The organism is Microbacterium sp. SD291 (assembly GCF_017355365.1).
In the GTDB taxonomy this organism is placed as follows: Bacteria; Actinomycetota; Actinomycetes; order Actinomycetales; family Microbacteriaceae; genus Microbacterium.
Map to the genome: position 1 here is coordinate 229,277 of NZ_JADIJR010000001.1, position 24,154 is coordinate 253,430.

Sequence of the window (24,154 nt, forward strand, 5' to 3'; positions counted from 1 at the left end):
TTCTCAGGATGCCCTGCGGCCCCACCGTAGACTGGAGGGGAACCCGACCTTGGAGATCCATGTCACGCTTTTCCCTCGTGCCCCGCGTCCGCTATCTGCTCGCGCGCGCCCGTCGCATCGACGTCGCCTCGGTGATCGAGCGGGCCAAGGAGGCGTCAGCGCAGCACGGCAAGGCCGTGCCCCTGGTCGTCGCCGACATGCTGTGGTCGGCTGGGCGGCACAACGTCGGGTTCCAGGACTACATCGACTACGACTTCGCGATCCTCACGAAGGCCGAGCGCGACACGTACATGACGCACCCGGTGTCCAACGAGATCTCCCAGAAGTACGATCACCCGGACTACCGGCACCTCTTCCACGACAAGGCGGAGTTCGACGCCCGCTTCGACGCGTTCCTCAAGCGCGAGTGGATGCTGATCACGGAGGGCAACGCCGACGAGCTGCGCGCGTTCACCGAGCGCCAGGGCACGATCGTCGTCAAGGAGACCCACGGTCAGGCCGGCACCGGCGTGCACAGGTACCACGCCGCCGACGTGACCGACTGGGATGCGTTCCACGCCGAGCTCCTGTCGAAGGAACAGGTCCTGGTGGAGGAGGTCATCCGCCAGCACGCCGACCTCGCGGCGGTCTGCCCCGGCACCGTCAACACGACGCGAGTGACCGCGTTCTTCGACGGCGAGAAGACGCATATCCTCGCGATGGCGCAGAAGTTCGGGCGCGGCGCGGTGAGCGACCAGATGAGCTTCGGCGGCTTCTACACGATGCTCGACGAGAACGGCCGGGCGATCGGCCCCGGCTACGACTCGCACGGTCACGTGCACGTCACGCACCCTGACTCCGGCTTCCCGATCGCCGAGTTCCAGCTGCCCATGATGGACGAGGTGCGCGAGTTCGTCGATCAGGTCGCACGAGTGGTCCCGCAGGTCCAGTACGTCGGCTGGGACATCGTGGTGACCCCCGAGGGTCCCGTGCTCGTCGAGGGCAACTGGGGTGCCGGGGTCTACGAGAACAAGCCCAGCGTCACCGGCATCCGCACCGGTCACAAGCCCCGGTACCAGGCGGCGATCGGGTTCTGAGCCCGGAGCACGCGAAAGGCCCGGATGCTGAGCATCCGGGCCTTCGTGCTGTGTGCGCCGCGCGTGAGCGGCTCAGACTGCGCGGACGATGCCCATGGGCGTGGACTGCGTGGCCTGGCCGAGCGGGTTGTCGCCGAGGATCTGCACGAGGCGGCGCTCACCCGCCTTGTCGAGGGTCGATCCGAGGATGTTCCCGCCGATGTCGTTGATGTCGACGACAGCCACATCGAGGGCTCCGCCGAGCAGCCTCTGCAGGCGCGCAGCGACCTCGCGCGGGTTCTTCGGGCCCAGCACGACCGCCTCGTTGTACGGCGGGATCGTGTTCTTGGTCGGGCCGTCGATCGCACGGGCCTTGTCGCCGGCGATGCGGTAGAAGTCGCCGCTGCGCCCGAACGCCTTCGTGATGACCGAGACGCCCGCGGCGAAGAGGATCCGCAGCGTGCCGCACTCGCGCAGCGCCATCTCCATGGTCTCCGGCATGCCGAGGCCGATGCCGTACGACGTGCGCACGACGTACCGGGACAGGAAGCGCGCGAGCGGTCGCGGCTCGATCTCGTCGAGGCGGTAGGACCGCCCCTGCGTGATCGCGACGATCTTCTCGGTGACGAACAGCAGGTCGCCCGGCTGCACGGCATCCTTCGCGTACTCCGTGATCACGGCGTCAAGGTCGTCGCCGGGCATGATCACGCGAGTCTTCAGCGGGATGCGCGCATAGCTCGTGCCGTCGACGCTCGCCTCGAGCGCCTTGCCCTCGTTCGCCTGCATCACTCGAGGTAGTCCCGCAGCGACTGGGAGCGGCTCGGGTGGCGCAGCTTCGCCATGGTCTTCGACTCGATCTGGCGGATGCGCTCACGCGTCACGCCGAACGTGTCTCCGATCTGGTCGAGCGTCTTCGGCTGGCCGTCGCCGAGTCCGAAGCGCATCCGGATGACACCGGCCTCGCGCTCGGAGAGCGAGTCGAGCAGTTGCTCGAGCTGACGCTGCAGCATCGTGAAGCCGACGGCGTCGGCGGGGACCACTGCCTCGGTGTCCTCGATGAGGTCGCCGAACTCGCTGTCGCCGTCCTCGCCGAGCGGGGTGTGCAGCGAGATCGGCTCACGGCCGTACTTCTGGACCTCGACGACCTTCTCGGGCGTCATGTCCAGCTCGCGGCTGAGCTCCTCGGGGGTGGGCTCGCGGCCGAGGTCCTGCAGCATCTGCCGCTGGACGCGTGCGAGCTTGTTGATGACCTCGACCATGTGCACCGGGATGCGGATGGTGCGGGCCTGGTCCGCCATGGCGCGCGTGATCGCCTGGCGGATCCACCAGGTCGCGTACGTGGAGAACTTGAAGCCCTTGGTGTAGTCGAACTTCTCGACGGCGCGGATCAGACCGAGGTTGCCCTCCTGGATCAGATCCAGGAACTGCATGCCGCGGCCCGTGTAGCGCTTGGCGAGCGAGACCACGAGGCGCAGGTTGGCACCGAGCAGGTGGCTCTTCGCGCGCTGGCCGTCGCGGGCGACCCACTGCAGGTCCAGGCCCAGCTGGCCAGTCCTCTCGGCGGCCGACATGGCCGACAGCTTCTCCTCGGCGAACAGGCCGGCCTCGATGCGCATCGCGAGCTCGACCTCTTCGGCCGCGTTCAGGAGCGCGACCTTTCCGATCTGCTTCAGGTAATCCTTGACCGGGTCGGCCGTCGCGCCGGTGATCTGCGTCGAGTAGACCGGAACGTCGTCCTCATCGCTGGTCGAGATGACGATCGCGCCGGTGGGAAGCGGCTCGGTGAACTTCGGCTTCGCGTCCTCGTCGTCCTCGTCGGCCTCCGGGACGGCAGGAGCCTCGTCATCCTCGACGATGTCTTCCGCCTTCTTCTTCTTCGCGGGAGCCCGCTTCGCCGCCGCGCGCTGCGCGGCGGTCTTGGGCGCGGGCTTCTCCGGCGCCGCCTCTTCGACCTTCGCGTCGACCTCAGGCGCGTCAGCGGTCTTCTTCGTCCGGGTTTTGTTTGTCGTGGCAGGAGTCACGTTTCGCCTTTCACGGAGCGGCCGGGCCGCCCCGGGACTTTCGGACACTAGTAAGACCCTTGTCAAGTCCGATCTTCGGGAAGATCGATTGACAACGGGTCAGACTCCTAGTATCGCATACGTGTGGGCATGCGGGTGCATTCCGGCGAAGATGTCCGCAGAAGCTCAGCCGCGCCCCGGCTTGTCATCGTCGCCGGTCGGCCGGGAGGCGAGGTAGCGCTCCAGCTCGGCGGCGAGCTCGTCGGCGCTGGGAATGTCGCGCTCGCTGAAGCCGCCTTCGTCGTAGGAGCCGTCCTCGGGGTCGCGGCCCGCCATGTACGCGTCGTACCGGCGCTCGAGGTTGTGCACCATCTGCTGCAGCTCATCGTTGCCCGCGACCTGCTCGTCGACGCGCGTGATGTAGTCCTGGCGGCGCTCCTGCACCTCGTCGAGCATCAGCACGAGACCGGTCGCGGCCATCAGCCGCTCGGCTGCGGTGATCACCGCGTCAGGGTTCTCGGTCTCCGCCAGGTAGTGCGGCACCAGCAGCACGAACCCGACCGCCCTGTCACCCCGCTCGGCGAAGCGGAACTCGAGCAGATGCCCCGCGGTGGCGGGCACCTGCGTGCGCGGCCGCCACACGGAATGCGCGACGGTGAGCTCACGGCGATTGCCGCTGACCGTGGTGCCGATCGGACGGGTGTGCGGCACCGGCATGGCGATCGAGTGCACCCAGTTGAGGCCCGACACCTCGAACTCCGCCGCGAGCTCGAGAACGGTCGCGGCGAACGCGTTCCACGCGAAGTCCGGCTCGTAGCCGGAGAGCAGCAGGAACTTCTGGCCCAGCGCGTCCGTCGCGAGCGAGAGCTCGAGCCGCGCCGGCCGGAACTCGGTCAGGTGGTCCTGATCGAAGGAGATCACGGGGCGACGCGCCCGGTAATCGAGCAGCACGTCGTTGTCGAAAACGACTATCGGCTGCGGCGACGTCGTCTCCCGCAGGTGCTCGATCAGTCCCGCGACGGCACTGCCGGCGTCGGTGAATCCGGTGAGGAGCATCACAAGGGGCAGTCCGCTCGGCACTGCTGGCGCATTCGCGACTCGTTCGTGGATCTCTCCGGAGAAGGGCATATGTCCATGCTACGAGCCGTGTCGGACGGGCGGGCGGGGTCATGCTGAGAGCGAACACGCGGCCACAGCGCCTCGCCCGATGCCCCCTGGCCGATCCCTAGGATGGAGGCATGACGCTTCCCGCGCTCTCGCGCACCTCAGAACAGTTCCCCGGAAGCGCTGCAGATGCCGCAGTGCTCGTCGTGCCCGACATCAGCGACTCCGTCGAGTCGCTCGCCGCCTATCCCGGCCTTGCCGATTCGCTGAAGGGCATCGGCTTCACAGGGGCCGCCTCGGCGTTCGCACGCGTGCACGCCCCTGACATCTCCGCGCTCCCGTTCGCGGTCATCGGCGCCGGTCCGGCGCCGACCGGCCTGTCGGTTCGGAACGCGGTCGGCGCGGCTCTGCGCACCCTCACCGGCTTCGACACGGTCGCGGTGGCCCTCGCCCCCGGCCTCGAGGCCTTCGCGGACGCCGCTGCCGAGGGCGCAGCGCTCGGCGGATACCGCTTCGACAGCTACAAGGCGGACAAGGGCAAGCCGCGCGCGTCGGCCGTCGTCCTGCACGCCGACATCGACGAAGCCTCCGTCGCCCGCGCGACCGCGGTCGGCGAGGCCGTGGCTCTCATCAAGGATCTCGTCCTCGTTCCGGCCGAATGGCAGAGTCCGGCCCAGCTCGCGCAGAGCGCCGTCGACAGCGTCAGGGACCTCGACGTCTCGGTCGAGATCCTGGATGAGACCGCCCTCGCCGAGCAGGGGTTCGGCGGCATCCTCGGCGTGGCGCAGGGCTCCGACCGGCCGCCGCGCCTGGTGCGGCTCGAGTACTCCCCCGCCGACGCCGTTCGGCACATCGCCCTCGTCGGCAAGGGCATCACGTTCGACACCGGCGGCCTCTCCCTGAAGCCGGCGGCCTCGATGGTCGGCATGAAGTTCGACATGGCAGGGGCCGCGACCAGCCTCGCCGCGCTGCGTGCCATCGCAGCTCTCCGCCTGCCGGTGCGGGTCACCGCCTGGCTCGCGATCACCGACAACATGCCGTCCGGGCGGGCCATCCGTCCCGGGGACGTCGTGCGGATCCTGGACGGCACGACGGTCGAGGTGCTGAACACGGATGCCGAGGGCCGTCTGGTCCTCGCCGACGGCCTGGTCGCCGCCAGCCGCGAGAATCCCGACGTCATCATCGACGTCGCGACCCTCACCGGTGCGATCATCGCGGCGCTCGGCCACCGTCACACCGGCGTCTTCGGAGACGACGGCACCGTCGCCGAGTTCCTCGCCGCGGCCGACGCCGCCGACGAGCTCGCGTGGCACATGCCGCTGCCCGGGTACATGGAGGACTCGATGGATTCGCCGATCGCGGATCTGCAGAACGTCAACATGAGCGACCGGCTCGGCGGAGCCTCCTACGCGGGCCTCTTCCTCCGCCGGTTCGTCGGCCGTGTCTCCGACCAGGACGATGCGCCCCGGATCCCCTGGGTGCACCTCGACATCGCGGGTTCCAGCGAGCACGGCGGTTCGCCCTACGGGTTCACGGAGAAGGGCCCGACCGGGGCCATGGTCCGCTCGATCATCGCTTTCGCCGAGGCATCAGCCGCCGGCACCGCAGCAGCATCCCACAAGGAGGCATGACCCATGACCACGCACACCTTCGACATCGTCGTCCTCGGTGGCGGCAGCGGCGGCTACGCCGCGGCCCTGCGCGCCAGCGAGCTCGGCAAGAGCGTCGCGCTGATCGAGAAGGACAAGGTCGGCGGCACCTGCCTGCATCGCGGCTGCATCCCGACCAAGGCGCTGCTGCACGCCGCGGAGGTCGCTGAGCACGTGCGCGATGCCGCGCACGTCGGCATCACCGCCACGCTCGAGGGGATCGACCCCGCCGGCGTCCGCGCCTACCGCGAGGGCATCGTCGCGAAGAAGTACAAGGGGCTCGAGGGCCTGGTCAAGGCGCGCGGCATCACCACCGTCCCCGGGCTCGGCAGGCTGAACGCCGACCGCACCGTGAGCGTCGGCGACGACGTGTACTCCGGCACCGACGTGATCCTCGCGACGGGCTCGTACAGCCGCACGCTCCCCGGACTCGAGATCGGCGGGCGCATCCTCACCAGCGAGCAGGCGCTCGCCCTCGATGTGATCCCCGAGCGCGTGCTGATCCTCGGCGGCGGCGTGATCGGCGTCGAGTTCGCCAGCGTCTGGCGCTCGTTCGGCGCCGAGGTGACGATCATCGAAGCGCTGCCGCACCTCGTGCCCAACGAGGACATCGCGATGAGCAAGGGTCTCGAGCGCGCGTTCCGCCGCCGCGGCATCCAGTACTCCCTCGGCATCCGATTCCAGACCGCCGTGCAGGACGACGCCTCGGTCACCGTGACGCTCGAGGACGGCAAGGAGTTCAGCGCGGACTACCTGCTCGTCGCCGTCGGTCGCGGTCCCGTCACCGCAGACCTCGGTTTCGAGGAGGCCGGCGTCGTCCTGGATCGCGGCTTCGTGACCGTCGACGACGACCTCCGGACCGGAGTCCCCGGTGTCTGGGCAGTCGGCGACATCGTGCCTGGTCTGCAGCTCGCGCACCGCGGCTTCCAGCAGGGCATCGTCGTCGCGGAGCGCATCGCCGGGCTCACGCCGGCGAACATCCCCGACTCGCAGATCCCCAAGGTCACCTACTCGAGCCCGGAGGTCGCGTCCGTCGGAGTGTCGGAGGAGTCCGCGATCGCCGAGCACGGTGCGGATGCCGTGGTCGCGTACGAGTACAACCTCGCAGGCAACGGCAAGAGCGAGATCATCGGGACCGGCGGCCTCGTCAAGGTCGTCCGACTGAAGGACGGCCCCGTGATCGGCGTGCATCTGCTCGGCGACCGGGTCGGCGAGCTCATCACCGAAGGCCAGCTCGCCGTCGCGTGGGAGGCCCACCCGGAGGATATCGCGCCGCTGATCCACGCGCATCCGACACAGAGCGAGGCGCTCGGCGAGGCGTTCCTCGCACTCGCGGGCAAGCCGCTCCACGCTCTCTGATCACCAATCGGTGCGCAGTTCACTAAGCTAGACAAGCGTCATACAACTTCCTGAAGGAGACTCCGTCATGAGCACATCCGTGGTCCTCCCCGCTCTCGGTGAGAGCGTCACAGAGGGTACGGTCACCCGCTGGCTGAAGCAGGTCGGTGACACGGTGCAGGCGGATGAGGGCCTGCTCGAGATCTCGACCGACAAGGTCGACACCGAGATCCCCTCCCCCGTCACCGGCGTGATCGAGGAGATCCTCGTCGCCGAGGACGAGACCGTCGAGGTCGGCGCGCTTCTCGCGCGCATCGGCGACGGCACTGCGTCAGCCCCGGCTGCGGATGCTCCGGCAGCCGCGGCGGCCGAGGCCGCTCCGGCCGCAGAGGCGGCACCGGCAGCAGAGGCCGCCCCCGCAGCGCAGACGGCTCCGGCCGCCGAAGCAGCACCGGCAGAGGCAGCACCGGTCGCAGCGCCTGCGGGCGATGCGACCGACATCGTGCTTCCCGAGCTCGGCGAGAGCGTGACCGAGGGAACCGTGACCCGCTGGCTGAAGCAGGTCGGTGACACCGTGGCCGTCGACGAGGCTCTTCTCGAGATCTCGACCGACAAGGTCGACACCGAGATCCCCTCACCTGTGGCCGGCGTGCTGCAGGAGATCGTCGCCGCCGAGGATGAGACCGTCGCCGTAGGCGCCGTGCTCGCCCGTGTCGGCTCCGGCGCAGCACCTGCGGCTTCCCCCACCGCCGCCCCCGCACCCGCGGAGGCACAGGCGCCGGCAGCAGCACCGGCTCCCGCAGCAGCTCCGGTGCCCGCAGCAGCTCCCGCACCTGCAGCAGCTCCCGCACCCGCAGCAGCTCCCGCACCCGCAGCAGCTCCCGCTCCTGCCGAAGCGTCGAAGCTGTCCCTGCCCACCGAGAGCGACAACCTCTACGTGACCCCGCTGGTGCGCCGTCTGGCCACCCAGCAGGGAGTGGACCTCGCGTCCGTGACCGGCACAGGTGTCGGCGGACGCATCCGCAAGGAAGACGTCCTGAAGGCCGCAGAGACGGCCGCGGCTCCTGCTGCCGCCGCACCCGCGGCCGCAGCACCGGCGCCGCTCGAGGTCTCGCCTCTGCGCGGCACCACGCAGCCGATGTCCCGCCTGCGCAAGGTCCTCGCCGAGCGCGCGGTGGCCTCGATGCAGCAGACGGCTCAGCTCACCACTGTGGTCGAGGTCGATGTCACGGCGCTTGCCGATTACCGTGACAGCGTCAAGGGCTCGTTCCTCGAGAAGACGGGCGACAAGCTCTCCTTCCTGCCGTTCTTCGCCCTCGCAGCCGCGGAGGCGCTGCGCGCCTTCCCGATCGTGAATGCGACCGTCGACGGCACGGACATCGTGTACCCCGCCACCGAGAACCTCTCGATCGCGGTCGACACCGAGCGCGGCCTGCTCACGCCGGTCCTGCGCGATGCCGCTTCGAAGAACATCGCCGAGATCGCGCACGAGATCGCCGATCTCGCCGCACGCACTCGCGACAACAAGCTGAAGCCCGACGAGCTCAGCGGCGGCACGTTCACGCTGACCAACACCGGTTCGCGCGGCGCGCTGTTCGACACCCCGGTCGTGTTCCTGCCGCAGTCGGCGATCCTCGGCACCGGCACGGTCGTCAAGCGGCCGGGCCTGGTCAAGGTCGGCGGCGCGGACGCCATCGCGGTGCGCTCGTACGTGTACCTCGCGCTGTCGTACGACCACCGCATCATCGACGGCGCCGACGCCGCGCGCTTCCTCGGTGCGGTCAAGGCCCGCCTCGAGTCGGCGCAGTTCGCCGCCCAGCTCGGAGCCTGACCCGCAGCATCACCCTGGCTGGTCCGCGACGCCATAGACGTCGCGGACCAGCCATTGCTCGTTCTGGCGCACGATCACGATCATCTGCTCGTCGGGTTCGGCAGCGCCGGCATCATCCGTCCCGCGCGGCCCAGGCGACAGCCGCACCACCGCGACGTCGCCGTACTCGTCGACCAGCGCCAGAACGGGAGCGTCCTCGCCGGACGGATGCACGCCCGCCAGCTCGTCCACGATGCCCGCCGATCCGTTCGCGACCGCGCCGGCGCACACCGCGTCAGCCTCCTGCGCGCAGACGCCGATCAGGGCGAGCAGCGCGGTCGTCGCGTCGACCGGATCGTCGTCGCCGGTCGACGCCCTCGGCGCCTTCGGGACTGCGGTGGCCCCCTCCTGCCCGGCTCGAGGCTCTTCACTCGCGACGGGAGGCTTCTCCGTCTCCTCCGGGTCGCCGGTCGCGCCTCCCGGCCAGAGCATTCCTCCGGCGATCACGACGGCGGCAGCCGCGCCGGCGATCGCGAGCTTCCCGCCCCGCCTCGGCGCGGTGTCCGACGCCTTCCGTGGTGCGTCTTCCCGGGCACGCGCATCTCTGCGGACCTCGCTCTCGCCGGATCCGGATCCGGCGGCTTCGCGCACGCGAACGATCCGCTGCACGACTCCCGCCGACACCGCAGCCGACACCGCGGTGACGAGCGCGGCCACGCGCGCGCCGAGCCGGCGGACGCCGGGGAGCGACCGGCGAAGCGACCGGTCTGAGGCCTCGCCCAGGGCGACGGCACGCGCACCTCGCCGGCTCGTCACCGGCGCGGATGCCGCTCCCGCCCTGACCGCATCGATGTCGCGGACCCGCTCCGGAGGATGCACGTCCTGCCTGAGCGGCCGCGGAGCGGCGATCGCGAACAGCTCGTCCTCCCAGCGCTCGAGCTGGAGCCGCGGCATCCGCGGACGAGCCGCGCCCTGCACGAGTCCCTCGTGCACCGCGGCGAGCACGCGCGTGAGAGCGCGGTCCGACTGCTCCTTCTGCACGCGCGCGATGAGATGTGCGGCACCCGCACGTGCGTCCTCGCCCGCGCCCATCGCGAACACGGGGCGGCCGTCCTCGGTCAGCCACCAGCTGCCGGTCACCGCCTCCGTCTGCGCCTCGCCGAGCTCGTCCAGCCCGCGCAGCATGCTCGCGACGAGCGTGCTCACCTCGCCGGCGCCGAGGGGCGCCTGCGCGGTGATCCGCCGCCCGAGGAACGCAGTGATCCGCTCGGTGCACCACGGCAGCAGCACGTCCTGGCCGCCGGCGCGCCTGGCCACGTCGACGGGACCGGCGACGTGCGCGGATCCGGCGTGCGCCCATCCCGCCCAGCCGCCGAGCACGACGGCATCCACCAGCACGGCGACGGATTCGCCGACCGACACCAATGCGCCGGCGAAGGGGCCCTCGTCCACATCGATCGTCCTGACCACGCGATGCACCCCCGGCACCAGGGCGACACCGCCTGCACTCGCGTCCTTGACCGTCATGGACCCATGACACCGCATCCGCCGGCGGCGTGGGCGCCGAAGGGCACGATGTGGAGGCTTCTGTCGCAATCAGGCCCTGGTGCAGGAGAAGTCGCAGCGAATCAGCCGGCCGCGAACGACGGCATCGCGGCCACCGCGGAATCGGTAGTCTTGTATCCATGTCAAACCGTGCGTCCGAACCCGAGAAGCGTCCTGGGTTCTTCTCCCAGATCAAGTCCCTCTTCAGGTTCACCCGCGAGGCCTATTCGTGGCTCCCCTGGGCGCAGATCGCCATCCTGATCCTCGGTGTGCTCCTCGGCCTGATCGCCGGCTACCTCATCCCGCCGTTCCAGATCTGGACGCTCATCCTCTGGGGCATCTCGGGGCTCATGCTCGGAGTCCTCGGCGCGATGTTCCTGATGACGCGCCTGTCGACCTCAGCCATGTACCAGAAGATCGACGGGATGCCGGGTGCCACCGGGCACGTCCTCAGCAACAGCCTCGGACGCAGCTGGCAGGCGTCGGAGACGCCGGTCGGGATCAACCCGAAGACGCAGGATGCGGTGTACCGCACGGTCGGCCGCGGCGGCGTGGTCGTCGTCGGAGAGGGCTCCCGCGGGCGCCTCACCCGCCTGGTCAACGACGAGCGCAGCAAGGCGGCGCGAGTCGCCAACGGCGTGCCGGTGACGGTGCTGTACGTCGGACACGAAGAGGGCGATGTCACGATCGCCGACCTCGCCAAGACCATCAAAAAGCTTCCGAAGGCGATCGACAAGACGACGATGGCTGCTGTCATCCGCCGCCTCGACTCGGTCTCGCAGTCGCTGTCCTCGCTGCCGATACCGAAGGGGATCGACCCGACCAAGGTCCGCTCGCAGCGCCCGCGCTGAGCAGCGCCACGACGCGGTAGAAGCGGCCGCCCTCATCAAGGGCGGCCGCTTCTTGCGTCATCCGGTCACTCCGAGAGCGGCTGCCGCGGAAGACGGCGGACCTTCGCCCGCCGCCGGCGGCGCTCGGGGATCATGGATCGCATCTCGTCGAGCTTGCCGAAGCAGAACAGCCGGTCCTCCGGCTCCAGCACGACATGCTTGCGCGGGTTCGGGATGACGCTCACGCCGCGGTGCAGCGTGAGCACGGTGATGTCGCGCTCCCAGAGCCCGGCCTCGCCGAGCGTCTTGCCGACCAGGTCGGCGGCGCCGTGCACCATGAGCTCGGCGACCCCGTAGCCGGTCGACACCGTGAGCCGCTGACGGACGTCGATCTCGGGGAAGGCGACCTGACCGGCGATGTAGTCGATGATCGCGCCCGCGACGTCGAGCTTCGTCGCCGTCTCGATGCCCTGCAGCCCCGGCGAGGAGTTCACCTCCATGACGAGCGGTCCGTCTTCGCCCTCGAGCATGTCGACTCCGGCGACCCGGAGCCCCATGATCTGCGCCGAACGGACGGCCGCCCGCTCATACACCGGATCGAGCTCGATCGCGGCCACAGAACCGCCGCGGTGCACGTTCGAGCGGAACTCGTCTCCGGCCGCCGACCGGCGCATGGCCGCGACGACGCGGTCGCCGACGACCAGGGCACGGATGTCGCGGCCCCGGCTCTCCGAGATGAACTTCTGGATGAGCACGTTCTGCTTGGTCGAGTGCAGGGTCTCGATGATCGCCTCGGCGACCTTCACCTGCGGCGCGAGGATCACGCCGATGCCCTGGGTGCCCTCCAGCAGCTTGATCACGACAGGGGCGCCGCCGACGCGCTCGATCGCGGGGCGCACGTCCGCTCGATTGCGGACGAACGCGGTGGGCGGCATCGCGATGTTGTGACGCGAGAGGATCTGGTTCGCCCTGAGCTTGTCACGCGCGCTGGAGATGCCGTTCGCGGTGTTCGGCGTGTACACGTCCATCTGCTCGAACTGCCGGACGACGGCCGTGCCGAAGTACGTGATCGAGTTGCCGATGCGCGGCAGGATCGCGTCGTAGTCGCTGAGCTGGCGCCCCCGGTAGTGCAGGTCCGGTTCATCCGCGGTGAGGTCGATCGCGAAGCGCAGCGTGTTCAGCACCTTGACGGTGTGGCCCCGCTGCAGCGCGGCCGCTCGCAGTCGTTGGGTGGAGTACGCCTGCGGCGCACGGGAGAGCACTGCGATCTTCACGGAGAATACCTGCCAGGATGGTCGGGTGAGTAAGACATCCCATTCAAACACTCTTACAGGGTGGCGAGAATGGGTGACGCTGCCCGATCTCGGTGTGGACTGGATCAAGGCCAAGATCGACACCGGCGCGCGCACCTCCTCGCTGCACGCATTCGACGTGGTCGAGTTCGACCGCGAGGGCGAGGAATGGGTGCGATTCCGCGTCAAGCCCTGGCAGCACAGCCAGGAGGATGCCGTCGTCGTCGAGACGCCCGTCCACGACCGGCGCGAGGTGCGCAGCTCCTCCGGCCACACGCAGACGCGGCTGGTCGTGAAGCTGCTCATCCGCCTCGTCGATCGCGAGGTGCTCGCGGAGGTCACGCTGAGCAACCGCGACGAGATGGGGTTCCGGATGCTCATCGGCCGCGAGGCCCTGCGCCGGGGCTACATCGTCGACCCGGCGCGCTCGTTCCTCGGCGGGCGCGCTCCGCGGGAGACGCGGCGCCGCAACCGCGGCAAGGACCCTCTGACGAGCTGAGGCCCTTCGAAAGGCTCAGGGACCAGAACCGCTAGGCGCGGATCAGCGCGAGCCCTGCCGCCCTGTCGTGCATGCCCCGCTGATCGGCGTCCCAGATCACGGCGGGGATCACCACCACGAGCAGCAGCGTGCGCACGATCGGGCGCCACAGGCCCACCCATCCGCCACCGAGACGGATCAGCCGCATGCCCAGGATGCGATGGCCGGGGCTGCCGCCGGCGGTGGGAATGAACACGATCTGGAGCACCGCGAACACGACGAGCGGCGCGAACTGCGAGAGGCCGGCCTCGCTCGGCAGCGCGAACTGGTCGAAGCCGAGGAACCCGGTCGCGATGATCGTGGCGGCCGTGTAGTCGATGAGCAGCGCGCCGATCCGGCGCCCGGGGCGGGCGATGCTGCCTGACCCCGTCTGCGGCATTCCGAGTCGTTCACCGGGGTACGTGTTCACAGCATCCGTCACCGCTCCAGCCTACCGGCGCGTAACATGCCTGAAACAAAGCGGACACCCCGGGGAAATCCTCCGCACGTACTGTGCACAATGGCCGTGAAGCCTTTCGATCCGCATTACAGGAGTCGTCCATGTTCAAAGATTCGTCCGAGGTGCTCACCTACATCAAGGAGAACGACGTCAAGTTCCTTGACATCCGATTCACCGATCTCCCTGGTGTGCAGCAGCACTTCAACATCCCCGCAGCGACGGTCGACGAGGATTTCTTCGTCAACGGCCAGCTGTTCGACGGCTCCTCGATCCGTGGCTTCGCCAGCATCCACGAGTCCGACATGCAGCTGATCCCGGACGTCTCGACGGCATACGTCGACCCGTTCCGCGAGGCGAGCACGATCGTGATGCTCTTCGACATCTACAACCCGCGCACCGGCGAGATCTACTCGAAGGACCCGCGTCAGGTCGCCAAGAAGGCCGAGAAGTACCTCGCCTCCACCGGCATCGCCGACACCGCCTACTTCGCCCCCGAGGCCGAGTTCTACATCTTCGACGACGTCCGCTACTCGGTCACGTCCGGCGAGAGCTTCTACAAGGTCGACTCCGAGGAGGCCGCGTGGAACACCGGTCGCGAGGAGGAGGGCGGAAACCTCGCCAACAAGACCCCGTACAAGGGCGGCTACTTCCCCGTGTCGCCGGTCGACAAGACCGCCGACCTGCGCGACGACATCACGCTGAAGCTCATCGATGCCGGCTTCATCCTCGAGCGCTCGCACCACGAGGTGGGCACCGCCGGTCAGCAGGAGATCAACTACCGCTTCGACACCATGGTGCACGCGGCGGACGACATCCTGAAGTTCAAGTACATCGTCAAGAACACGGCCGAGGAATGGGGCAAGACCGTCACGTTCATGCCGAAGCCGCTCTACGGCGACAACGGCTCGGGCATGCACACGCACCAGTCGCTCTGGAGCGAGGGCAAGCCGCTGTTCTACGACGAGACCGGCTATGGCCAGCTGAGCGACGTCGCGCGCTGGTACATCGGCGGCCTGCTCAAGCACGCGCACGCAGTGCTCGCGTTCACCAACCCCTCGCTGAACAGCTACCACCGCCTGGTGAAGCACTTCGAGGCGCCGGTCAACCTCGCCTACTCCGCCGGCAACCGCTCCGCGGCCATCCGCATCCCGCTCACGGGCTCCAACCCCAAGGCCAAGCGCATCGAGTTCCGTGTGCCTGACGCCTCTGGCAACCCGTACCTCGCATTCGCCGCTCAGCTGATGGCGGGCCTCGACGGCATCAAGAACCGCATCGAGCCGCTCGAGCCGATCGACAAGGACCTGTACGAGCTTCCCCCCGAGGAGGCGAAGAACATCCCGCAGGTGCCGAACTCGCTGCTCGACTCGCTGACGGCGCTCGAGGAGGACCACGACTTCCTCCTCGAGGGCGGCGTGTTCACCAAGGAGCTCATCGAGACCTGGATCTCCTACAAGTACGAGAACGAGATCCTGCCGATGGCGCAGCGTCCGCACCCGTTCGAGTACGAGCTGTACTTCGGGGTCTGACCCAATCGTGAGAGAGCCCGTCTCAGCACCACGCTGAGACGGGCTCTTCCACGTCCGGAGGACTCGGCGGAGGGTCTACCCGTCCTTCTCCTCATCGTCCTTGCCGGAGTTCCCCGGATCGTCCTCGCCGTCGTCCCCGCCCTTCGGATCCTTGCCTCTGTTCTGATCGTCGTCCTCCCCTTCGTCTGAGGGCGGCGCAGGCGTCTCCGACGGAGTCGACACCGGCGTCTTCACGAACGGGACGCCGCTGAAATGCCGCTCGGGAGGATCGCCGGCCGCTCCGAGCGCCCACACTCCCGCGATGACGGCGACAATCAGAAGGATCGCGCCCACGAGCGCCACCGCGCCGATACGGAACCAGCGAGCCGACCGACGGCCCGCAGCCTGGCGCTCCGACGGCAGGACCTTCGTCTCGCCGGTCTCGTCTGGGAACGTCGCGGTCTCAGCTTCGGCGGCCGCGCCGACTGCGCCGGCGGCCGCCCCGACCGCAGCCGCTCCTCCCGCGACGAAAGGCCACGCATTCCGTCCGCCGCCCGCGAGCGCGGATGCCGCGGACAGCACGCCCTCGGCCGTCGGCCTCTCGACTGGATCCGTCCGCGTCATCCGCGTGAGCAGCAGCGTCCACCGCGGTCCGAGCGACGGCGGGATCTCGGGCGGCGATGAGAGCCGGGCGAGCGCGGACTGGACGCCGCCTGTCCTGGGGAATGCCGGCGCACCGGTGAGGGCCTCGAGCAGGACGAGCCCGAGCGAGTAGATGTCGGACGCGGGGCCCGGATCACCCCGGGTGATCTGCTCCGGCGCCATGTAGGCGGCCGTCCCGACGACCATCCCCGGCGAGGTGACGCGCGGGTCGTCGAGCACGTGCGCGATCCCGAAGTCGGCGAGCTTCGCGGTCCACGGCTCTCCTCTGCGAACCGGCGCTCCGAGGAGCACGTTCGACGGCTTGATGTCCCGATGCACCACGCCGCGCGCATGCAGGGCGCCGAGTGCCGCTGCGAGGTCGCATGCGAGGGTCGACACCTCGCGCGCGCCCAGCGGACCGGCGTCGAGCGCGCTTGCGAGTGTCCGGCCCTCGACGTACTCCATGACGAGGTACTGCGGGCGTCCGGGGTCCAGTTGCGCATCGAACAGCGTCACGACGGACGGATGATGCAGCGACGCGAGCACGGCCGTCTCGCTGTGCACCCGTTCCGCGCCGAAGACGGACTCGTGGTCGGCGCGCAGCAGCTTGATCGCGACGATGCGACTCAGGCGCACGTCCTCGGCGCGGTAGACGTCGGCACTGCCGCCCTTACCAACCCGTTCGATCAGCCGGTACCGGGAGTCCAGCAGCGCCTCGGTCGGCTGATCATCGAATACCGGCATCCGATCGCTCCCGTTCCTCGCAGTCTGGCCCCCTGCTCAGACCAGACTATCCGGCCGCTGACGCGCCCGATCGGGAGCGCATCAAGGCCGCAGGAGCCCGCCCAGCTTGACTCAGGTGGAGCGCTGCTGATCAACTGACAGTTCAGCACCGCGAACTCAGGGGGAACATATGCGTCGTCGCCGACCCATCGCAAGGATCGAGACCGCGCAGGAGCCCGCGCCGCAGCCCACGACGGCCGCCGCGGCGATCGCCCGTATCAACCCGTTCATGATGGGCCTGCTCGGCGGCATCGGGGTGCTGGTGGCCCTGCTGATCGGCGGCATCGTCGAGCAGCTCGGCACGGTCCTCGTGTACGTCGGCGTCGCGCTCTTCCTCGCCCTGGGCCTGGACCCGATCGTCTCCGCGATCGAGCGCAGGCTCAACCGTCCCGCGGCTGTCGCGATCGTCGCGATCGTCGTGGTGCTGGCGTTCGCGGGGATCATCGTGGCGATCGTGCCGATCCTCGTGAAGCAGATCGGCAACCTGATCGAGGACGGACCGGGGATGGTCGCCGACATCATGGCCAGCCCGTGGTTCCAGGATCTCAGCAACCAGTTCGGGACGACGTTCGAGGACGCGGCACAGGGCGTCCTCAGCTTCCTCGGCGACCCGAACAACTTCTTCAACATCAGCGGCGGCCTGTGGCAGGTGGGTGCGGGCATCGCCGGCGGCTTCACCGGCGTGACGATCGTGCTGATCCTCACCCTGTACTTCATGGCGTCGCTGCGGAGCATGAAGGGCGTCGCCACGCGCTTCGTCCCCGCATACCAGCGCGACACCTTCCGCGAGGTCGTGGAGGACGTCTCCGGGGCCGTCGGCCGCTACGTGATCGGGCAGGCGAGCCTGGCGCTCATCAACGGCGTCCTCAGCCTGATCGTACTGAGCATCATCGGCGCGCCGGTTCCGGCGCTGCTGGCCCTCATCGCGTTCATCGGCTCCATGATCCCCCTGGTCGGCACGCTGACGGCATCCGTCATCAACTCCCTGATCTGCCTCTTCATCTCGCCAGTGACCGCCGTGATCGCGTTCAGCTACTACCTCGTGTACATGCAGATCGAGGCCTACGTGCTGAGCCCGCGCATCATGAGCAGGGCCGTCGCCGTGCCGGGAGCCCTGGTCGTGATCGCGGCCGTCGCAGGTGGCGCGCTGGGCGGGATCCTCGGCGCCCTCGTCGCGATCCCGATCGCGGCGAGCATCATCATCATCGTGCAGAAGGTGCTCTTCCCCGCACAGGACCGGAAGGTCGTGCCTCCCGGGGTCGTCATCTCACGGTGAGCGCACCAGCCTGCACGCTCACCGTGAACGCGGAGACCTCGCCGAGCTCCTCGCCGTCGACCTCGAACGGCTGAGGCGAGGCGAGTTCGACCGCGATCGTCTTCGCGGCCACATGCCGCGTGGACTCGGTGCTCACCGCTTCGGCCTGTCCTCCGAATACGCGGCGGATGCCGTTGTCCCACACGACCGAACGCACGGTGTCCAGCCACTGCAGGGCGCCGTCCGAGCTCACGAGGAGCAGATCCAGCAGGCCGTCGTCGAGCACGGCGTCAGGGAGCAGGCGGATGCCGCCCTGCACCATGCCGCAGTTGCCGATGAGCATCGTGTGGCCCCGGACCTCCTGCGCCTCGTCGTCGTCGAGCGTCAGCGTGATGTCGGTCATCTCGGCGCCGGCGAGGGCACGGCCCATCGCCTCCACATACGCGAGCCAGCCGGCGCGGTCCTTGAGGTCGTCGTCCGTCTCGACGAGCATCTGCGCGTCGATCCCGAACCCGACCATCACGGTGAACGCGCGCTTCTCCCCGCCGAACTCCACCCAGCCGATGTCGATGCGCCGCGGGTCGCCGTCGCGCACGCGTGCGAGCGCCGCCGGGATGTCGTCGAGCGGGATCTCGAGATTGCGCGCGAGCAGGTTGCCCGTCCCCTGCGGCACGATCCCGAGCTGGGCGTCCGTGCCTGCGAGCGCCTCTGCCACGGCGCGCACCGTGCCGTCGCCGCCGACCGCGATCACGACGTCGCATCCTGCGGCGACCGCCTCGGCGGCCATGCCGAGGCCCGGATCGTCTGCGCTGGTCTCCCACCAGCTGACTTCGCCGTCGAAGACGTCTGCGACGGCGGAGCGCAGCAGCGCCTCGTCGACTTTCGAGGGGTTCCAGATCACACCGAGCTTCGAGATCGCCATCACGTCAGCCTGGGTCATGAACGGCGATATCGCAAACGGCGCTATCCGTAGAAAAGCTGCTCGAACGCCTTGCGCGCACGCCGGGTGACGCCGAGATAGTCCTCCTCGAGGGCGCTCGCAGACCGGTCCGGATATCCGAGCAGGCCGCCGATGGCGTCGAGCTGGCGCGGATCGACGGGGAGGACGTCGCTGGTCTGCCCGGTGAAGAGCGTGATCGCGGAGCGGAGGCGACTGGAGAGACGCCACGCCTCCCTGAGCAGCTCGGCCGCCGGGGCAGGCACCAGGTCCGCGGCGACGGCGGCGTCGAGCGCCGCGATCGTCGAGGTGGTGCGGAGTTCGGGAACGGCGTGCGCGTGCTGCAGCTGCAGCAGCTGCACGAGCCACTCGACGTCGCTGAGCGTGCCGGGACCGAGCTTGAGATGACGCCGCGGATCGGCGCCCTGCGGCAGCCGCTCCCCCTCGACCCGCGCCTTGATGCGTTTGATCTCCCTTGAGCCCTGCAGGTCGATCGTCGCCGGGTAGCGGATGCTGTCGGCGAGCTCGGTGAACCTCGCGATCAGCTTGACGCTGCCGGCGACTCCGCGCGCACGCAGCAGCGCCTGCGCCTCCCACGACAGCGACCAGCGCCGGTAATACTCCGCGTACGCCTCGATCGACCGGACCACCGGTCCGTTGCGCCCCTCCGGCCTCAGGTCCGCATCGAGATCCAGCGGCACCCGGTGATCGGTGAGATGCTCGCGGAGCCCCGCGACGATGCGGGTCGCGTGAGTCTGGGCGCGCTGCGGATCGACGCCGTTCGCGTCGTAGACGTACAGGATGTCGGCATCCGAGCCGAAGCCGAGCTCCGCGCCGCCGAAGCGGCCCATGCCGATCACGGCGAAGTCGAACGCGTCATCCTCGGCGGGGACGACCTCCCGGCGCACCGCGCGGAGCGCCGCCTGGATGGTGGCATCCGTGATCTCGGTCAGCGAGCGCGCGATCTCCTCGATCGAGAGCACGTCGAGCACAGCGCCCATGGCGGTGCGCAGCAGCTCGCGCCGCCGCAGGGAGCGCACGGCCCGCAGCGCGTCGGCGACGTCCTCATGCCTCGTCTGGATCGCCCGGGCCTCCTCGTCGAGCGCCGAGCCGCTGCGGGGCCGCAGCAGCTCGGTGCTGTCGAGCCAGGCGACGGACTCCGGGATCCACTCCATGAGCTCGCCGACGTAGCGTGAGGAGGAGAGCAGCCGGGTGAGGCTCTCGGCAGCGCCGGAGGAGTCGCGGAGCATCCGCAGGAACCACGGAGTGTCGCCGAGCCGCTCGCTGATGCGCCGGAAGGCGACGAGGGCGTAGTCGGGATCGCTGCCGTCGGCGAACCAGCGGACCATCACCGGCATCAGGTGCCGCTGGATCGTGGCCTTGCGGCTGAGGCCGGTCGTGAGCGCTCCGATGTGGCGCAGAGCCCCGGCCGGGTCCCGGAAGCCGATGGCCATGAGACGGTCGTGCGCCTGCGCGGCCGAGAGCGTGCGCTCGTCCTCCGGCAGAGCGGCGACAGCACTGAGCAGCGGACGGTAGAACAGCCGTGTGTGGATCTCGCGCACCTCACGGCGCACGTGCTCCCAGCGCTGCCAGACGCCTTCGCCCGATTCGGCGAGGCCGGTGCCGCGTGCGAGCACCCGCAGCCCTGCCGGGGTGCGGGGCATCAGGTGCGTGCGGCTGAGCTCTCGCAGCTGCAGCCGGTGCTCCATGAGCCGGAGGACGCGGTAGTCGTCGGCGAAGGTCGCCGCCTCGGCCCGCCCGATGTAGCCGCCGTCGACCAGGGCGTCGAGGCTCTCCAACGTGCCCTTGGTGCGCAGCGTCGGGTCGGTGAGACCGTGCACGAGCTGCAGCAGCTGCACCGTGAACTCGATGTCGCGCAGGCCGCCGGAACCGAGCTTGATCTGGTACGGCACGTCCTCGGCGTCGATGTGCTCCATCACGCGCTCGCGCATCCGCTGCACGCTGTCGACGAAGTTCTCCCTGGCGGCGCTCGACCAGATCTTCGGCTGCACCGCGGCGATGTAGGCCGCACCCAGCTCCGCGTCACCGGCGATCGGCCTGGCCTTGAGCAGCGCCTGGAACTCCCAGCTCTTCGCCCAGCGGTCGTAATAGGCCAGGTGCGAGGCGAGCGACCGCACCAGCGCGCCCTGCTTGCCCTCGGGGCGGAGCGCCGCGTCGACCTCCCACAGCGGCGGCTCGACCTCGATCCCGCCCAGCCCGCGCATGGTCTCGCGCGCCAGCCGCGTGGCGATGTCGATCGCCCTGGCCTCAGGCACCCGCTCCTCGTCGGTCGTGCCGCCGACGAAGATCACGTCGACGTCGCTGACGTAGTTCAGTTCGCGGGCACCGGCCTTGCCCATGCCGATGATCGCGAGCCGCGTGGCCGCGACCTCGTCCTCCGGAATGGTGCCGCGCAGCCGGGTTCGCGCGATCGCCAGGGAGGCCTCGAGCGCGGCGCCGGCGATGTCGGCGAGTGCCGCCGCCACCTCGCCGACGATCTCGACGGGATGCGGATGCGCGAGGTCGTGGACGGCGATCGCCGCGAGGTTCCGGCGGTACGCCACGCGCAGCAGGTTCAGCGCGGCATCGTCGCCGGACGCCGCGAAGCCGTCGCGCTCGCCGACCGCGGCGAGGAGCCGCGTGCGGAGCGCGTCCGCTGACGGGAGCCCCGCTGCCGGCTCCGCGAGCACGGTGAGCTGGGCGGGATGACGGAGGAAGAAGTCGGCGAGTCCCTGTGACGCGCCGAAGACCCGCCAGGCACGGTCGCGGGTCGCCGCATCGTCGAGCAGCCCCCGGAGCGGCTCCACCTCGCGACGCGCCACGCGCAGCATGCCGGCGACCGCGGCATCCGGATCGGCCGCGTCCGCGCCGTCGAGCAGCGTCGCCCGCTCGATCCCGAGCAGGGTCGCGAGTTCGGCGAGGCCCGCCGCCGCCTCGGTGAGCTCTGCGAAGCCGAGCCTGGCCAGCGCGGAGAGCGAGACCGAATCGTCCGAGCGTGCCATGGGCGACTCAGAGGAGTTCGAGGTTGTTCTTCAGCTCCAGCGGAGTGACCTGGCCGCGGTACGACTCCCACTCCTTGCGCTTGTTGAGCAGCACGTAGTTGAAGACCGACTCCCCCAGCGTCTCGGCGACGAGCTCGGAGTTCTCCATGAACTCCAGGGCGTGGTCGAGGCTCGCCGGCATCGCGGAGTAGCCGAGAGCGCGGCGCTCAGCGTCGCTCAGCGACCACACGTTGTCCTCGGCCTCCGGCGGGAGCTCGTACTCCTCCTCGATGCCCTTGAGGCCGGCAGAGAGCATCAGCGCGTAGGCGAGGTACGGGTTGGCGGCCGAATCGAGGGCACGGTACTCGACGCGCGTCGAGCCGCCCTTGTTCGGCTTGTACATCGGCACCCGCACGAGCGCAGAGCGGTTGTTGTGCCCCCAGGTGATGAAGCTGGGCGCCTCATCCCCGCCCCACAGCCGCTTGTAGGAGTTCACGAACTGGTTGGTCACCGCGGCGATCTCGTTCGCGTGCTTGAGCAGACCCGCGATGAAGTGCCGGCCGGTCTTGGAGAGCTGGTACTTCGCGCCCTCCTCGTAGAAGGCGTTGCGCTCCCCCTCGAACAGCGACATGTGCGTGTGCATGCCGCTTCCGGGCTGTCCGCTGAGCGGCTTCGGCATGAACGTCGCGTAGACGCCCTGCTCGATCGCCACCTCTTTGATGACGGTGCGGAAGGTCATCACGTTGTCGGCCATGGTGAGCGCGTCGGCGTATCGCAGATCGATCTCGTTCTGCCCCGGTCCGCCCTCGTGGTGGCTGAACTCCACGGAGATGCCGAGGTCCTCGAGCATCCGCACCGAGCGGCGGCGGAAGTCGTGCGCCGTCCCGCCGGGGACGTTGTCGAAGTAGCCGGCGGAGTCGACGGGGATCGGGCCGTCCGGCCCGAACGACGACGACTTCAGCAGGTAGAACTCGATCTCGGGGTGGGTGTAGAACGTGAAGCCGGCGTCCGCCGCCCTCGCGAGCGTGCGCTTGAGCACGTGCCGCGGATCGGAGACGGCCGGACGCCCGTCGGGCGTCGTGATGTCGCAGAACATGCGCGCGGTGGGGTCGATCTCGCCGCGCCACGGCAGGGTCTGGAAGGTGGTGGGGTCCGGCTGCGCGAGCAGGTCGGACTCGTAGCTGCGGGTGAGGCCCTCGATGGCGGAGCCGTCGAAGCCGATGCCCTCGGCGAAGGCTCCCTCGACCTCGGCCGGCGCGATCGCGACGGACTTGAGCGTGCCGATCACGTCGGTGAACCAGAGCCGCACGAACTTGACGCCGCGCTCCTCGATCGTGCGGAGCACGAAATCCCTCTGCTTGTCCATGGTCACTCGGCGCCCTTGCTCGTGCCGGAGTCCCAGCTCTCGTCGGCTGCTTCCTCCTCGGCCCACGCACGTGCGCGCTCCTTGAGGGTCTCCGGTGCACGCGCGGCGTCGGCCTCGGTGTCGAACGGTCCCACACGGTCGACGGACGGGGAGATCATGCCGAATTCGACCTGACCGGTCTCGAGGTTGTACCAGTACTTGTCATCGCCGTTGGACATCGTCGATCCCCTTCTTCACGTGGTGTCATCGATCCTACTGGCGGTGACGGCTGTCGCTAAGCTATCGCCCATGGCAAAAGCGATCGGCGTCGACATCGGCGGTACGGGTATCAAGGCAGGCATCGTCGACCTCGAGCACGGCACCATGGCCTCTGACAGGGTGCGCGTCCCCACACCTGAGGGCGCATCGCCGCAGGACGTCCTCGTGGCGGTTCAGACCGTCCTGAAGGCTCTGGACGTGCACGATTCGACCCTGCCGCTCGGCGTCGCCTTCCCGGCCATCGTCAAGCGCGGGAAGACCCTGTCCGCGGCGAACGTCTCGAAGGAGTGGGTCGACTTCGATGCGGAGCGGTTCTTCCGTGACGGGCTCGAGCGCAACATCGTCTTCGTGAACGACGCCGACGCCGCCGGTGTGGCCGAAGCCCGCCACGGCGCGGCCAGGGACGTCCGCGGCCTCACCCTCATGACGACCCTCGGCACCGGCATCGGCTCGGCCTTCCTCTACGAAGGCGTGCTGGTTCCGAACACCGAGCTCGGGCACCTGCACTTCGGCGAGCACGAGTCCGTCGAGAAATGGGCGGCGACGTCGGCGCGCGAACGCGAGGGCCTCAGCTGGACTGAGTGGGCCGAGCGGCTGCAGGCCTTCTACTCGCACATCGAGTTCCTGTTCAGCCCCGACCTGTTCGTGGTCGGCGGCGGCGTCTCGAAGAACGCCGGCGACTTCCTCCCGCTGCTGGAGCTGAAGACCCCGATCGTCCCCGCGATCCACCGCAACAACTCGGGCATCATCGGCGCGGCCTCCCTCGCCGGCGACTGATCCCCGCTCCCGTCACCGCACGCACGAAGGCCCCCGCTGATCCAGCGGGG

Annotated in this window: 20 protein-coding genes; 9 read left to right on the forward strand and 11 right to left on the reverse strand. The window is 69.3% G+C overall.

Going from position 1 to position 24,154, the window contains the following annotated elements; translation table 11 throughout:
• The first annotated feature begins 59 nt into the window (after window positions 1-59).
• Window positions 60-1,076, forward strand: coding sequence for a sugar-transfer associated ATP-grasp domain-containing protein (locus tag IPV10_RS01000; RefSeq protein ID WP_207479452.1), 1,017 nt, complete (start codon window positions 60-62; stop codon window positions 1,074-1,076).
• A gap of 72 nt (window positions 1,077-1,148) precedes the next feature.
• On the opposite strand, the gene IPV10_RS01005 is transcribed toward IPV10_RS01000, so the two are convergent.
• The 3 genes from IPV10_RS01005 to IPV10_RS01015 form a co-directional block, all read right to left on the reverse strand.
• Entirely contained in the window at window positions 1,149-1,841 is a 693-nt protein-coding gene (locus IPV10_RS01005) for a coenzyme F420-0:L-glutamate ligase (RefSeq protein WP_207479455.1), read from the reverse strand.
• Window positions 1,841-3,076 (reverse strand): RNA polymerase sigma factor, encoded by a 1,236-nt coding sequence (locus IPV10_RS01010; RefSeq protein ID WP_207479458.1) that lies wholly within the window; start codon window positions 3,074-3,076, stop codon window positions 1,841-1,843. The genes IPV10_RS01005 and IPV10_RS01010 overlap by 1 nt, the downstream gene beginning before the upstream one ends.
• 165 nt (window positions 3,077-3,241) lie before the next feature.
• Complete coding sequence (locus tag IPV10_RS01015; RefSeq protein ID WP_207479461.1) at window positions 3,242-4,183, reverse strand: proteasome assembly chaperone family protein; 942 nt, start codon at window positions 4,181-4,183, stop codon at window positions 3,242-3,244.
• Window positions 4,184-4,293: 110 nt separating this feature from the next.
• On the opposite strand from IPV10_RS01015, the gene IPV10_RS01020 reads away from it, so the two are divergent.
• The 3 genes from IPV10_RS01020 (at window position 4,294) to sucB (ending at window position 8,977) form a co-directional block, all read left to right on the forward strand.
• A complete protein-coding gene (locus IPV10_RS01020) occupies window positions 4,294-5,790 on the forward strand; it encodes a leucyl aminopeptidase (protein WP_207479464.1) in 1,497 nt (498 codons plus the stop codon).
• A gap of 3 nt (window positions 5,791-5,793) precedes the next feature.
• On the forward strand, window positions 5,794-7,167 hold the full coding sequence (gene lpdA, locus IPV10_RS01025; protein WP_207479467.1) for a dihydrolipoyl dehydrogenase: 1,374 nt from the start codon (window positions 5,794-5,796) through the stop codon (window positions 7,165-7,167).
• 67 nt (window positions 7,168-7,234) lie between these two features.
• The gene (gene sucB, locus IPV10_RS01030) at window positions 7,235-8,977 is read left to right on the forward strand and encodes a 2-oxoglutarate dehydrogenase, E2 component, dihydrolipoamide succinyltransferase (RefSeq protein ID WP_207479470.1); all 1,743 of its coding nucleotides are present in this window, start codon (window positions 7,235-7,237) and stop codon (window positions 8,975-8,977) included.
• A 9-nt stretch (window positions 8,978-8,986) separates the two neighbouring features.
• On the opposite strand, the gene IPV10_RS01035 is transcribed toward sucB, so the two are convergent.
• Window positions 8,987-10,483 carry a hypothetical protein gene (locus IPV10_RS01035; RefSeq protein WP_207479652.1) on the reverse strand — a complete coding sequence of 499 codons (1,497 nt, stop codon included), beginning with the start codon at window positions 10,481-10,483 and terminating at the stop codon, window positions 8,987-8,989.
• Window positions 10,484-10,641: 158 nt separating this feature from the next.
• Between IPV10_RS01035 and IPV10_RS01040 the strand changes: the two genes are divergently transcribed.
• Complete coding sequence (locus tag IPV10_RS01040) at window positions 10,642-11,352, forward strand: DUF4191 family protein (protein WP_207479473.1); 711 nt, start codon at window positions 10,642-10,644, stop codon at window positions 11,350-11,352.
• Between the two features lie 65 nt (window positions 11,353-11,417).
• Here IPV10_RS01040 and IPV10_RS01045 read toward each other — a convergent pair whose 3' ends face one another.
• Window positions 11,418-12,605, reverse strand: a complete 1,188-nt coding sequence (locus IPV10_RS01045) for a RimK family alpha-L-glutamate ligase (RefSeq protein ID WP_207479475.1) — start codon at window positions 12,603-12,605, stop codon at window positions 11,418-11,420.
• A gap of 25 nt (window positions 12,606-12,630) precedes the next feature.
• Between IPV10_RS01045 and IPV10_RS01050 the strand changes: the two genes are divergently transcribed.
• Entirely contained in the window at window positions 12,631-13,122 is a 492-nt protein-coding gene (locus IPV10_RS01050) for an ATP-dependent zinc protease (RefSeq protein WP_207479477.1), read from the forward strand.
• A gap of 31 nt (window positions 13,123-13,153) precedes the next feature.
• On the opposite strand, the gene IPV10_RS01055 is transcribed toward IPV10_RS01050, so the two are convergent.
• Window positions 13,154-13,540, reverse strand: coding sequence for an RDD family protein (locus IPV10_RS01055; protein ID WP_207479642.1), 387 nt, complete (start codon window positions 13,538-13,540; stop codon window positions 13,154-13,156).
• 161 nt (window positions 13,541-13,701) lie between these two features.
• Between IPV10_RS01055 and glnA (IPV10_RS01060) the strand changes: the two genes are divergently transcribed.
• Window positions 13,702-15,126: a type I glutamate--ammonia ligase gene (gene glnA, locus IPV10_RS01060; protein WP_207479479.1), complete on the forward strand. Its 1,425-nt coding sequence runs from the start codon at window positions 13,702-13,704 to the stop codon at window positions 15,124-15,126.
• Window positions 15,127-15,201: 75 nt separating this feature from the next.
• On the opposite strand, the gene IPV10_RS01065 is transcribed toward glnA (IPV10_RS01060), so the two are convergent.
• Entirely contained in the window at window positions 15,202-16,491 is a 1,290-nt protein-coding gene (locus IPV10_RS01065; RefSeq protein WP_207479481.1) for a serine/threonine-protein kinase, read from the reverse strand.
• A gap of 169 nt (window positions 16,492-16,660) precedes the next feature.
• On the opposite strand from IPV10_RS01065, the gene IPV10_RS01070 reads away from it, so the two are divergent.
• Window positions 16,661-17,806 carry an AI-2E family transporter gene (locus IPV10_RS01070; RefSeq protein WP_207479483.1) on the forward strand — a complete coding sequence of 382 codons (1,146 nt, stop codon included), beginning with the start codon at window positions 16,661-16,663 and terminating at the stop codon, window positions 17,804-17,806.
• On the opposite strand, the gene IPV10_RS01075 is transcribed toward IPV10_RS01070, so the two are convergent.
• The 4 genes from IPV10_RS01075 to IPV10_RS01090 are packed head-to-tail and all read right to left on the reverse strand — an operon-like array spanning window position 17,793 to window position 23,287.
• Complete coding sequence (locus IPV10_RS01075; RefSeq protein WP_207479485.1) at window positions 17,793-18,707, reverse strand: diacylglycerol kinase family protein; 915 nt, start codon at window positions 18,705-18,707, stop codon at window positions 17,793-17,795. The two genes, IPV10_RS01070 and IPV10_RS01075, sit on opposite strands and share 14 nt — an antisense overlap.
• Before the next feature lie 41 nt (window positions 18,708-18,748).
• Window positions 18,749-21,724, reverse strand: coding sequence for a bifunctional [glutamine synthetase] adenylyltransferase/[glutamine synthetase]-adenylyl-L-tyrosine phosphorylase (locus tag IPV10_RS01080; protein WP_207479487.1), 2,976 nt, complete (start codon window positions 21,722-21,724; stop codon window positions 18,749-18,751).
• A gap of 7 nt (window positions 21,725-21,731) precedes the next feature.
• The gene (gene glnA, locus IPV10_RS01085) at window positions 21,732-23,069 is read right to left on the reverse strand and encodes a type I glutamate--ammonia ligase (RefSeq protein WP_207479490.1); all 1,338 of its coding nucleotides are present in this window, start codon (window positions 23,067-23,069) and stop codon (window positions 21,732-21,734) included.
• Window positions 23,070-23,071: 2 nt separating this feature from the next.
• Complete coding sequence (locus tag IPV10_RS01090; protein ID WP_207479493.1) at window positions 23,072-23,287, reverse strand: SPOR domain-containing protein; 216 nt, start codon at window positions 23,285-23,287, stop codon at window positions 23,072-23,074.
• Between the two features lie 70 nt (window positions 23,288-23,357).
• Here IPV10_RS01090 and ppgK point away from each other — a divergent pair, with 70 nt between their 5' ends.
• Window positions 23,358-24,104 carry a polyphosphate--glucose phosphotransferase gene (gene ppgK / locus IPV10_RS01095; RefSeq protein WP_207479495.1) on the forward strand — a complete coding sequence of 249 codons (747 nt, stop codon included), beginning with the start codon at window positions 23,358-23,360 and terminating at the stop codon, window positions 24,102-24,104.
• The last annotated feature ends 50 nt before the right edge of the window (window positions 24,105-24,154 follow it).